Here is a 13,109-nt window from a genome sequence, read left to right as displayed (position 1 = left end):
GAGTACTATAGGATGGAAAGCTATAGCTTAGATTGAAGTGAACAAAGACAATCTGCTTATTAAAATCTGAGTAGAAAAACTTGTACTAAAAACTCATAAACAAATATAAAACTAAGATAACTTAATTCGACAGCCATTAACTTGAAGCATCTTAACATCATGATATTCGGACATTTAATTTGAACTGTATTAAATGAAGTGGATGGGTTATTTAAAATCAGAAATTGAAATTGCCTAAATTGCAGTGGTTTATAAAACATTTAATGGGGTATCAAAATAATTTTTTGATGTATCTTCTATAAAATATTATTTATTAGTTTTGCATGCACATGAGAATAGTTTACCCAGCAATTGCTTTGTGCTTATTGCCTGCGCTTTGTCCTTTTCTGTTCTTAAATGAGGCAGGTACCAATAAGGTACGCTTGGATTTAAGTGGTGTTCCTTATGGTAACAGGTGTTACATGGGTAAAGAAAAAACCGTTCAATTGGATTAGCACTAATCACATGGGCGTACTCAGATCCCCAATGTTCAGTCCAGGTTCTAAATCGAAACAGTAAGGGAAAAAAAATTAAGTAAATCAGTAAAATGAGTATATAAACCCAGTAAGTCTTATTCCAGGCAACGATAGACAAAATCAAGAGAATGCTTCCATAAATTGATATGTAATCAATCAAGCCGGAAGGTCTAAACATAGAGTAAATTTCAATAGTATAACGATAATTGACCAACGTGAAGTGTTGCAGCAATATCCTGATCAAATCTTTTTTGGTCTTAGGTAGTTTGTAATCAGGTACTTTCTCACTTCTAAAATGCATTTCAGGATCTCTCTCTGTATTTAAATGCCTGTGGTGTAAAAAATGGAATTTTCTATAACGTTTAAGGGCAAATCCTGTTGGCGAAACAAAAAGATAACAAAAAAAATCATTGAGGCTTTTATTTTTACTCACAAGATAATGTGCTGCATCATGCCCAAGCAGCAAAAGGGCGTGGTGCCTTGATGCCACAATCATTATGCAAAGCGTAAAGGAAACAGGATTTAAATATAGGTTGGTAAAGTAAACACTACCCAAAATAAGTAACCAGCAAGTCAATGCGTTGATTATCCATGGGATGGGTGTTTTTAGTTTTGGATCAAATCGATTCATTTCTCTCTCCTTGGATAAATATAGGATTTATTTGAAAATTTGTATTTTTGGTCAAATAAAAGGCCAACATCTCTTTGGTCAAGAGAGGAAAATTAACTCCAGTTTTCTTAATGATAGGCTCTATAGTCTTAGTTGAAAATTTTCGGTTAAATTTTAACCTGGGTAAATCCTCAGCGATCTCCGGGAATAATGTAAGAAAGCGAGTTAGGGCATGTTCTTTGCCCTTTAAAACAGCATTTTCTAATTCTGCTTTCCATGCTTGATATGGAACTATATGTAGATTAAACCCGATTTGCGTAAAAAGATTTTTTAGTTCGCTGAAGGAGATTTGATTAGGATTGATAATATGATAAGTTTGATTTCCATCAAGATCATTGACGCAGGCACTGATCATCAATTTTGCTGCAATATCAACAGGAATCATTTCAATTTTAGTTGAAAGATCAGGTGCAATACCTAATTGTACCATAGAGATTAGGTAAGCTAAGACAAAATCGTGAGTAGGCCATTTTCCGGTTAACATATCACCACTAATTCGTCCAAATCGATAAACACTGACGGGAATTCCAAGTTTTCTAGCTTTATGCAGCATGTATTCTGCTACCCATTTTGTCTGGGCGTAGCCTCCAATCAAGGGAAATTCATCCTCAAAATGAATATCTATATCTTCCCTAATTTCGACCTTTTCCCATTCATGCCTTCCTGGAAAGATACCTGCTGTTGAAACATAGTGAATCGGAATTTTACGTGAGGCGGCTAGTTCAATTATGGATTTTGTTCCGAGGACATTTGATGGATATAATGTATTGAAATCACTAATAAAATTTACATAAGCACCACAATGGATGATTAAATCAATCTCCTTTTCTAAGGTCAGATAGGTTTCTTCTTTTAAGGAAAAGTGGCTCTTTTCCAAATCACCAAGAATGATTTTAATTTGATTGAAATTTATGTTGTTTTCTTGCAGGCATATACTTAGCCCTTTTTTTAGCTTGGATAAAGCTTCATTAATATCATTACTACGCACAAGGCAATGTATCGTCGCAGAGGGAAATTGTTTGTTTAATTCTACGAGTAAAAATCTACCCAAAAAGCCTGATGCGCCAGTTAAAAATATGTTTTTTGGCGGTTTAAGCACCAAATTTTTCCCAGTTCCAAGTTTAAGTTCAGGTAGTTTTGCAAATTGGGTCAGGTAGTTAGCGCTAACCCCTTTAAGAGGATTATCAAGTTCTTTTAGAGTTGACCCTGCATTCAACCGCAATGCTAATTTCTGGATAGTATTGTATCTAAATATATCCTGAAGCGTTAAAGACTTAGAAAATTTATGTTGTAATTTCATTAAGAATTGCACCGTTTGTAAAGAAGTAACACCTAAGTGGTCAAACATTTTATTGCAAGAGATTTCCTTTTGATTGGTCACAGAACATAAGAGCTGATGAATTTTTAATTCATCGGTGTTACTGGGAACTGCATTTTGTTGAGAATCAACCGTATTCAATCGACTTAATTCTTCAATATTTACACGAGATAATCTCATTCTGTCGTATTTTTGACTGGATAATCTCGGTAATTTATCCATTACATTATAAGCATTCGGAGTGAGGCAGAAAGGGTCTTTCTTCTTCAGTTTGCTATTAATCATGTATTCAGTAAATTTTTTTTTCACTTCTTTGTCAATAACTACATGAGCTACAATGTATTGTGTTGTTTGATTTTCATTTAAATTAATAGTTACGCAACTTTCTTTGATGAAAGAAAGCTCCATTAAATTTTGCTGTATTCGATTCAAGTTAACGCGTACCCCGTTAATCTTGGCAATTGAATCTATGCGGCCAAGAATGCAAATATCGCCGTTAGGCTTTAACAATCCAAAATCGCCAGTTGCGTAGAGTAAATCATCCTGCGATTTCGAATGAGGATTAGCAATCACTCTCTTATCATTAGAAGCCAAAATAGTTCTATATGGGGTCCGGAGAACAATTTCTCCTGGTTCGCCTATTCCACATAACCGACCTTTATTCATGATCAGGGCTTGGCTACCTGGCAAGGGTTTACCTATTGGAATAATTTGATGCAAAGGGGAATCTGGAACCATGTAGTAAAGCTTGGCCAATGTAGTCTCTGAAGGACCATATAAATTCACTAAAAATCCATATCCGTAAAACATATGTCTGATGGTAGAAACTAAAGTTAAGTGTAATGCTTCTCCGGCAAAGAATATGAAGCGTACTGTTCTGAGGCTATGAGCCCCATAATCACAGCTGTTTTTTAAAATAGTGCTAAATAAACTTGGTACAATATGGAAAAAAGTAACATTGTTTTCATCGACCCAATCAATAAAAGATAGCGCATTGTCTATTAGAGGTATGCTAGGAACAACCAATTCAGCACCACAAACTAATGGTGAAAATATCTCACGTAAACAAACATCAAAATGTACATTAGTAATTTGTGCGCATACGTCTGTATTGTTTAAGTTAAATTGGGAAACTTGCCAATCGACGAAATGAGACAAACCGAGATAATTGCCTTTGATAAGCTTTGGTTTATTTGTTGATCCTGAAGTAAAAATGAGGTAGCAAAGTTGCTCGGGGTTTATTTTGTCAGAAGCCTCTTGCAATGAATCCAGTGTTGATGTGATTATTTTAGGAAAGAGTTCATCAGCACGTATAACTGAAAGCTGACATTTATCAACAATTGCTAGTGTTTTTTCATGCAACTCAGAGCTGGAGATGATAATATAACTATCTAATGATTCGATTCTGTTACAAATGGTTTGTTCATCTGATTTGTCATCAATAAGACAGAAAGGTTTACCGAGAAATAGACTAGCTAGAAGGGTAGCATACCAGTATATATTTCGTTGCCCCATTATAATGAAAACATCACAATTTTCTATACCTTGTAATGCTTGAAACATGCCTAAAATTTTCTCACATAATTGTTGATATGAGTATTGTTCGCCGTTAGTCATTAGTGAGGGTCTTGCAGCATTATTTTTAAAGCTTTTTAATAGCTGTTGAGTAATTAGTGGTAGATTTGGTAACTTAAGATCATGACTTAAATTTGGTTCCTTTAAATCATGATAATGAGTCAGCAGTTGGTACTCAATAATGGGCTTTTGGGGATAGTTAATGGCAGTTTGCAATAGATCTTCAAATTGATCAACCAAAAATCTTGCCATTAGCGGATCAATACATTCCTCTTGAAATGAAATTTGATAACTCAGCGCGTTTTCCTTTTTTATTTTTCCGCCAACAATATAAAAGTTAAATAAATTAGATATTGAGTTAGAGATAAACGATTCTTTGATGAATTCTGCATTCCTCAATTCAAGATTTGTTCGCCATTCAGCCGAAATGTAGTTAAAAATCACTGAGTTTTTAAAAAAATCGAGATCGATATGCTGATCTTTGTGTAATTTTTCTAGGAGATAATCAAAAGGAATATCATCATAGCTCATGATTAAAGACATGACTCTTTTTATTTCGGCTATTACTTCAATAAAAGTTATTTCGTCATGCATATTGATGATCAGCGGCAATCCATCAAGCATGGGTCCCACTATCGACTGTTGTTTGGGGTGAAAGCGAGCAAAGCGAGGAATAATGATTGTTATGCTTTCTTGGCGGCAGTAACGGTATAGAAGTGTGATAAATACGGCCAACAGGACGGTATTGTTGGAAACCTTTGTTTTTGTTTTGAAGTCTCTAAGCGCATTAAAAATGGCTTTGTTCATCAAAAGGCCAATGTTTCTGGCTTTTTTGCTTGATGCAGTAGGCTTATTCAAAAAAGGGAGTGTTAATGCAGAGGCTTGCTCGAGGTAACTTTTCCAGAAGACTAGCCTTGATTTTTCGTATAGTCGATTGGCCATGTTTTCGATGTAAATATAATCACTAAATTGTACTTTACGTTTTATTATTGGTAGTTCTTTTTTATCAACTAAAAGGGAATAAGCCTTGGAAATCTGTGATTGCAAATAATAAAAGGACCATCCATCGATGATCATGTGATGAAAGCAGAAGACAATTTTAAAATAATAGTTGGGTAACAAGATAACTGCAATTTTGTAAAGGGGAAGATTTCTTGGATCCATAGCAACTGAAGCAATTTCTTCGCAGGTATGCTCTACGTTTAGGTAGTTATCTATCTGCGATAAATCAATAAAATCAATTTTCACGAGGTTTTTTTCATGGACTTTAAAATACAATTCATCGTTCTCTATGTAAAAGGTTGTAAAAAAGATTTCATGTTGAGAAAAGACGTAATTGACAGCTTGTTCAAAAAGCTGAAGATTGAATTCACCACGATAAATACAATAGGTCGTAATACGTGCAGAAGCAGAAAGTTGATCTACCAAGCTGTGCTTATAAAATTTTTTTTGGCTAAAAGTAGCCCTGATATTTTTTTTGTCAAGATCATAAGCAAAAACTTGCTTTAGAGAGTATAAGGACCAAAAAAAGGACTGAGAAATAATTTTTTTAAAATTTTTTTTCATAAATCTCAAGTATCTCAGATTCATTACTTACCTCCTGCACAATGCTGGCATAGTATTCTTTGATTAATTTTTGACGGCATATTTTCCCAAGCTTATTTCTTGGTAATTCCTGCACGAAAAGACACTGATCAATTTTGAATTGTGTATGGGATGAATCACTGGCTTGCTGAATTTTAGATAATATCTCCTGGCGTTGGTTTACATCGGCATTAGCAATAAAAATTACTACTTTGTCACCGGATTGATTGGAATGGGGGACCCCTGCTATAGCAAAATCATCAGTTTGTACTATCGTCTTATAATATTCCTCCAGTTTTTCGGGAAGTAGTTTGGTTTCATCGGCTTTGATAATAACTTCTTTTAAACGCCCTACAATGTGTAGATATCCGTGTTGATCAAAATACCCTATGTCACCAGATCTAAACCAATCTTCATGCATTGCTTCTTTTGTCGCAAATTCATCATTATAGTAGCCGCTAAAAAGCCTTGGGCTTTTAATCAGTATTTCCTGACTAGATTCATCAATTTTGATTTCTATATCTTCAATTACTTTTCCAACCGAACCAAATTCCTCTGGGTTATTTCGTCTGATACTAACAATTCCTCCTAATTCTGTGAGACCATATCCTTCAAGGATATGAAACCCAAGAGTGTCTAAAAAATTGAGTTTGTTTCTATCAAAATTTGCTCCACCAGAAAGTATGATTTTTAACTTGGGGTTAAATGCGTTATGGATGCTACCGAAAAAATAACGTCCGAAATTGATATTCCATCTTTGACGTAAAAGGTAAAGTATAGAATAAATGCTGTTAAAGACTATTCTTTTGAAGTGCTTTTGTTTTTTAAGATTATTTTGTATGTTTGTATAAATTTTATCCAAAAGCATTGGTACACCAGGTAGGCACTCCACATTTTCATCCTGCATTAGTTTAACGAGATTGCTTTTGGGATTAGATAAAATAACATGTCCGCCGTTAAGAAGGGTTGCTATGACAATAGATAAAGGGTAAATGGCTGTAAGAGGAAGAACGTTTAATACATTAAAGCATTGATATCGGTTCATTTCCCTGATGTAAAGATTAACCACTTCGCAAACGGTAAAAGCTGATAATTTAATCAGTTTTTCTTTACCGCCGGTTCCTGAAGAGAAAATCATTACCAGGGTTTCATCCTGTTGGAGTGGTTTATTTTTTTGATTTATATAGATAATTCCTATGGAAAGACCCCTATCTTGCTCAACAAAATCTTCAAGGTAAGGTAAATGATGAGACAGGCTTAAAATAAATTGAGGTTCTATAAATTCAATTTTTTTCTTCATTTCACTTGGAGGAAGCTCCTTATCCAAAGGAATAATAACCGCATTGATTTGTGCTAATGTGAAAAATGCTATGAGCCAATTGCAATGATATTCCCCAATCAGAACTACTCTAGATCGGGGACAAATCAACGGATAAAATGAAGCAGAATAAATCTGAACTTGCTCTAGTACCTCATTTCCACTGAGTTGTTCCTTTTCATCACAGAGTTTGGCCGAACATCCATGATTTTTAAGTTTATTGAATAGCTCTCTCATATTGATTTTTTAAACAAAAAGAATAAAAAAACTACATTAATTGTAGTTTCTAATTTATGAGAGATCAAATTGCCAAATAAACAATTCCAAAATAAACTCGAGTTACCTAAAAAAACGTTGCCGAAGAAGAGAAAAAATCAGAGGGAAGTTTCATGGACGGCATAAATTCCTCTTTAGCCTTTATTGGTTAGAGATAACAACCAATCTTATTCATAACTCATGTTAATTTTTCTGTAATACCATACAAAACCAAGCTTGCTGTTTTTTAAAATAATATTAATTTATCCTACACAATAGATTTGACCTGTTTGAGCGCCCTCAATACTCTTGCTGTAAGCGAGTGCTGCGCGGGCAGCGGATACAGATTCATAGCCTCTGAAATAGGAGCCATAGTTTTCCATGGCTTCGGTAATTACTGTAGGGCTTACACAATTGATTCGGATACCTCTTGGCATTTCTAGAGCAGCGCTTTTAACAAAACCATCCAATGCGCCATTAACCATGGCGGCAGAACTTCCATAGAGAATGGGATCGCGATTTAATATTCCGCTTGTTAATGTAAATGAGCCATTTTCTTTGATATATTCTAATCCGGCTAAGACTACGTTAACTTGCCCCATTAATTTATTGGTCAAACCAATTTTATAATTATCTTCACCCATATCTTTTAGAGCACCAAAGTGCACTTTACCGGTAGCCAACACGACCGCATCGATATTTTTTAATTTTTTATACATTGCGTCGATTGATTGTTTACTTGTTATATCCACTTGAATATCACTATTTTTATAGCTTGCTGAAATAATGTCATGTCTTGGGCTTAATTCAGCAATGATTGCTCTTCCAATTATCCCACTAGCACCAATCAACACTATTTTCATAATTTATCCTCTCGTTATTCAATAAAAAGCAAACGTTCCATGTAGAATAGTACAGTCACAGCAATAAATTAAATAAAAAAGTGTGTATCGGCTGTATCTGATTACTGCCTATACACAGGATTTATTGAAACGTCTCAATTAACAATTTGCCTTGCACTATGAAAAATGGTGAGTAAGGTTTATATCTGCTCAAATTATTTGTGCAAACCACAGATTGATTCCTTCCACTAAAGTAGGGTGAGCGAACATCATATCGCGCAATTTTTGATAAGGTATACCTAACTCCATTGCTAATTGGATGACGCCTAATATTTCCCCTGCCTCCGCACAGAAAATAGAAACGCCCAAAATCAAATCAGTTTCAGCGTCAATGACCGCTTTTAAAACACCTGTTGTTTCCCCTTGGGTTTTGGCGCGAGGAATTGCAGCTGCCGGAATTGTGGCGATTTTAATTGGGCGGCCTTGGGATCTGGCTTGAGCTTCAGTAATTCCAATGCGTGCTAATTCCGGGTCGAGAAACACTGTGTAAGGAATAAGCCTGTTTTGGGAAGAAAGCTTTTTCTGAGGGTTTTGTAAATTATGTTTCACCAGACGATAGTCATCAAGAGACAGGTGGGTAAACTGTGCCCCTCCCTTGACATCGCCCAATGCCCAAATCCCTGCCGCTGTCGTTTCGAGAAACTCATTGACTTTGATGAATCCACGCTCATCAAGCTCAACGCCAGTTTTATCCAAATGCAATCCTGCTGTATTGGCAATACGCCCTACTGCAACCAGGATGGCTGTGCCACGGATAATCTCTGACTGACCTTGTCGATTAACCTCGATAATTACTTCGGTTTGCTCTTGACGAATGGCATTAATCTTTGTGTCGATAGCAAATTGAATGCCTTCATTGGATAAGGTATTAAAAACCTGTTCAGCAATGTCTTTGTCTTCCCGGCTAAGGAATTCACGGCTGGCTTCGATTACGGTGACCTCGGCACCAAATCGGCGAAACATTTGAGCAAACTCTAAGCCAATATAACCACCGCCGATGATCAATAAATGTTTGGGTACCGTGTTGATGTTCATTAAACTATCATTGGTGAAATAAATTACTTTATCAAGCCCCGGAGTTGGGGGAATGTATGGCAGGGCGCCTGTATTAATAATAATTTTTTCAGCCGTAATGTGCAGTATTTTTTGATTGTCTCGCGGTGAGGAAAGAATAACTTCAATCATTTTTGGTCCAATAAAATGACCATGTCCTAACATGAGATCCATCCCTGAATCTAAAAATTGTTTTAAATTCGCTTCACGCATTCCTTTCACTACAGCCTCTTTACGTGCTCTAATTGCTTTAAAATCAATTGATTCCAATGTGGTATTTAATCCATAGTCTTTTGCTTTACGGCAGTAATGTGCCATTTTAGCTGACTGAACAAGCGTTTTAGTAGGTATGCATGCCACATTAATACAGGTCCCACCAATCTGATTGTTTTCAACCATCGCGACTTTCTGGCCGCCTTTTGCTAAATCCATTGCAAGAGTCTTCCCACCTTTCCCTCCACCTAAAATGATGGTATCAAATTGTAAGACCATTCCTTTCTCCTGATAATTTCAATCATTTAATCAATTAGTAACTACCCTTGTTCACAATACTTGAATTAATGAGGACAGTTCACGCAAAGCGATAAAAAATATGGTGTAATCTATGTTTTCGCTACCCAATAACATTTCTAATAACTTTTCCCAGCGTTTTTGAATGGGGTGATTTTGTTCCAGCCAATAGTTTATCAATTTTTCAGCAGTGCGTTCTTTGGTGTTAGTTGTTAAAATGGCAATAGTCAAACGTCTTTGAAGATTATCTAACTCATCACGCAAAGACAGGCGAGCCATGGTATTCCAATGACCTTCACGTGAGTCATTGGCTATTTGGTCGCGAAACCAAACGAGATTAAATTGACTGCCAACTTTAAAGTAAGTTTCTGCAGCAAGCGATAAATCAAATTTATTTTGCGTGGCTACTTCAATGATATTTAATGAAGTATAAAGAGCCCGAGTGATAGCAATTTTTTGAGCCATATCTTTTTCAATGCCAATACTGACAAATTGGCTAATGAGTTTCTCAAGGTATTCTTTAGTGACACCACCCATGAGCTTGGGAATCAACTGTTCAAGTTTTTTGACTGACGTGCCATAATTTTTAATATTTTTTTCAATACCTCCGGCCAGTCGATTATTATGCAAAAACCAGCGTGTCGCCAAGTTGAGCAATTGACGAATATGGTGTAATAATTCATATTGGGTGGATAAAGATATTTTATCTTGAAATGAATCAATCAGATTTTGTAAGACATCCGTTTGGAAAATACAGGCTGAAATAGTGTAAGCGCAGGCAATATCAGCAATCGACATACCGGTTTCCATCAGCATGCGGTACATGAAAGTAATTCCCATGTTGTTAACCAGCTTATTGCTCAGTTGCGTCGCTATGATTTCACGAGATAAAGGGTGTTTTGGCAAGGCTTTCGCATAGGGCTTTCGTAGCGAGATGGGAAAACCTGTTTCCAAAAAAGTTGTAAAGTATGAGTCATCGGGTAAATGCGATTTTAATAATTCGTTAGCAATATGAATTTTGGTGTGTGCCATTAAAACAGCAAGCTCTGGTCTTGTCAGCCCTGCGCCAGTGGTTTTGCGTTCGAGGAGTTTTTTATCGTCAGGAAGGAATTCAACGCTTCTGTCAAGGTTAACCCACTTTTCCAATTCTTTCATGTAATCCTGATATAAGCCACTATAGTGAGAAGAATGAGCTGCCGATATACTTAAAATCAAGGCTTGATTGTAGTTGTCTTGCAAAACAAGATCGGCGACTTCGTCCGTCATTCTGCTTAGCAATTGATTGCGTTTTTTTTCTGTGAGCTTCTTTTCTCTGATCTCTTTATCTAAAAGAATTTTGATATTGACTTCATGGTCAGAGCAGTTAACGCCGGCGGAATTATCAATCGCATCAGTGTTAATAAGACCGCCCTTTAATGCAAACTCGACGCGTCCAAGTTGAGTAAAACCCAGATTTCCTCCTTCTCCTACTACCTTGCAGTGTAGTTCTGCGCCATTAATGCGGCAGAATTCATTAGTCTTGTCGCCAACATCGGCATGTGACTCCGTGGTTGCTTTGACATAGGTTCCAATGCCGCCGTTAAATAGTAAATCCACTGGTGCTTTTAAGAGTGCTCGGATAAGTTCGTTGGGCGTAAGGGCATTTGCGTCTATGGTCAGTGCTTTTTTGACTTGAGGACTAATGGGGATAGATTTGCTTGAGCGTTTGTAAACACCCCCACCTTTAGAAATAAGTTGCAAGTTGTAATCTTCCCAGGATGAGGTAGGTAAATTAAATAAGCGAAGTCTTTCTTCATAAGATTTTAAAGGATCAGGATCCGGGTCAAGAAAAATATGGCGATGATCGAAAGCGGCTAACAGTCGTATATGTTTTGAATAAAGGAGGCCATTGCCAAATACATCACCACTCATATCACCAATAGCTACTACCGTAAAGTCTTGTTGCTGAATATTGATATCAAGTTCACGAAAATGTCTTTTGACAGATTCCCACGCACCACGGGCAGTGATCCCCATTTTTTTATGATCGTACCCGGCGGAACCTCCAGAAGCAAAGGCATCACCTAGCCAAAATCCATGTTCCTTGGCAATACTATTGGCAATATCAGAAAAAGTAGCTGTTCCTTTGTCAGCAGCAACAACCAGATACGGGTCAGGCTCGTCGTAACATACAATATTCTGTGGAGGGATTGTTTTATCATTGATTAGATTATCGGTGAGATCCAGTAAACCACTGATGAACGATTTATAACAAGAGATTACTTCCTGTTGAATTTGTTCACGATTGGCTGAGTGAAGCGGCTTTTTCAAGACAAAACCTCCCTTGGCGCCAGAGGGGACAATTACAGAGTTTTTTACCTTTTGCGCTTTCATGAGTCCCAAAATCTCAGTTCGAAAATCTTCTGGCCGATCGGACCAGCGAATACCGCCTCGCGCTACTTTGGCACTGCGTAAATGAATTCCTTCAAAACGAGTTGAGTACACAAAAATTTCATAAAGTGGTTGGCCTGGTGGTAAATCCGGAATTTCAGAAGACTTTAATTTAAAGGAGAGGTAATCTTTGGGCTGCTCCTCGTTGTTCATCAGAAAGTAATTAGTACGAAGAGTCGCTTTCATCAAAGCCCAAAAGTAACGCATAATTCTATCTTCATCGAGGCTGCTAATCGCATCAATGCTTGTTTGAATTTTCTGTTCAAATGCAGACATTTCTTTTTGCAAAGAAGATTTCTTTTTAAGGGCAAATTTCAAATAAAAAAAGTGAATCAGCTCCCGCGCAATGTAAGCATGCATTTCAATGGTTTTTTCAATATAGGATTGACTGTAACGAATCCCAATTTGATGCAGGTATTTTGCGTAAGCTCGCAAAATAGTAATTTCTCGCCAGGAAAGTCCAGCACATAACACCAATTTATTAAAACCATCATTTTCACAAATACCAAGATTGATATTAATGAGTGCCTCCGCAAAAATGTCTTTGACTAGGGCAATATTGAGTGAATCGGTTTGAGAATAGGTTACGTTAAAATCACTAATCCAGAATAATTGTCCTTCTTGTGTTTTGATTTTATAAGGACGTTCGGTATAAGTGCGTAGCCCCATGTTTTCAAGCATAGGCAAGATGTCAGATAGAGGGATTGGAGTCTCATACCGATAGAGTTTAAGGTGAAGAGGATATTGTGAGTGAGTAGTTTCATAAAAATCGATGACTAGGGGATTGTTTTTGGACAGTTTTTCTATTTGTAAAATGTCCTGGAGTGCCTCTTCCGGAGAATGCTGTTCGCAATAACTCATTGACAGTGTTTCGGTATATTTATCAATGAGTTGCCTCCCTTTTTGGGCACCACATTGTTGTATTAATTGCTTTTGCAGTTTATCTTTCCATGAGTTAGTCGTCATGTTTAAAATTCCA

Annotated in this window: 6 protein-coding genes; all 6 read right to left on the bottom strand. The window is 36.6% G+C overall.

Annotation, left to right across the window (positions count from 1 at the left end; all coding sequences use genetic code 11):
• Nucleotides 1-306: 306 nt before the first annotated feature.
• The 6 genes from OQI99_RS10650 to OQI99_RS10625 all read right to left on the bottom strand — a co-directional run bounded on the left by OQI99_RS10650 (nt 307) and on the right by OQI99_RS10625 (nt 13,096).
• Entirely contained in the window at nt 307-1,146 is an 840-nt protein-coding gene (locus OQI99_RS10650) for a fatty acid desaturase (protein ID WP_265731896.1), read from the bottom strand.
• On the bottom strand, nt 1,133-5,668 hold the full coding sequence (locus OQI99_RS10645) for a thioester reductase domain-containing protein (protein WP_265731895.1): 4,536 nt from the start codon (nt 5,666-5,668) through the stop codon (nt 1,133-1,135). Before OQI99_RS10645 ends, OQI99_RS10650 begins: the two co-directional genes overlap by 14 nt.
• The gene (locus tag OQI99_RS10640) at nt 5,628-7,217 is read right to left on the bottom strand and encodes an AMP-binding protein (RefSeq protein ID WP_265731894.1); all 1,590 of its coding nucleotides are present in this window, start codon (nt 7,215-7,217) and stop codon (nt 5,628-5,630) included. Before OQI99_RS10640 ends, OQI99_RS10645 begins: the two co-directional genes overlap by 41 nt.
• A 281-nt stretch (nt 7,218-7,498) precedes the next feature.
• Nucleotides 7,499-8,098, bottom strand: coding sequence for a short chain dehydrogenase (locus tag OQI99_RS10635; RefSeq protein WP_265731893.1), 600 nt, complete (start codon nt 8,096-8,098; stop codon nt 7,499-7,501).
• A 189-nt stretch (nt 8,099-8,287) separates the two neighbouring features.
• Nucleotides 8,288-9,682, bottom strand: a complete 1,395-nt coding sequence (locus tag OQI99_RS10630) for a mercuric reductase (RefSeq protein WP_265731892.1) — start codon at nt 9,680-9,682, stop codon at nt 8,288-8,290.
• Nucleotides 9,683-9,733: 51 nt separating this feature from the next.
• Nucleotides 9,734-13,096, bottom strand: coding sequence for an NAD-glutamate dehydrogenase (locus OQI99_RS10625; protein ID WP_265731891.1), 3,363 nt, complete (start codon nt 13,094-13,096; stop codon nt 9,734-9,736).
• Nucleotides 13,097-13,109: the final 13 nt, after the last annotated feature.

This window comes from Legionella sp. PATHC039, assembly GCF_026191275.1.
Taxonomy (GTDB): Bacteria; Pseudomonadota; Gammaproteobacteria; order Legionellales; family Legionellaceae; genus Legionella; species Legionella pneumophila.
Note: the sequence above shows the minus strand (reverse complement) of the source record. Positions and strands in the feature narration are given on the sequence as shown.

What these genes read in the sequence shown, in the direction of transcription:
- OQI99_RS10650 (WP_265731896.1), bottom strand. Translation starts at nt 1,146, where the DNA reads ATGAATCGATTTGATCCAAAACTAAAAACACCCATCCCATGGATAATC.
- OQI99_RS10645 (WP_265731895.1), bottom strand. Translation starts at nt 5,668, where the DNA reads ATGAATCTGAGATACTTGAGATTTATGAAAAAAAATTTTAAAAAAATT.
- OQI99_RS10640 (WP_265731894.1), bottom strand. Translation starts at nt 7,217, where the DNA reads ATGAGAGAGCTATTCAATAAACTTAAAAATCATGGATGTTCGGCCAAA.
- OQI99_RS10635 (WP_265731893.1), bottom strand. Translation starts at nt 8,098, where the DNA reads ATGAAAATAGTGTTGATTGGTGCTAGTGGGATAATTGGAAGAGCAATC.
- OQI99_RS10630 (WP_265731892.1), bottom strand. Translation starts at nt 9,682, where the DNA reads ATGGTCTTACAATTTGATACCATCATTTTAGGTGGAGGGAAAGGTGGG.
- OQI99_RS10625 (WP_265731891.1), bottom strand. Translation starts at nt 13,096, where the DNA reads ATGACGACTAACTCATGGAAAGATAAACTGCAAAAGCAATTAATACAA.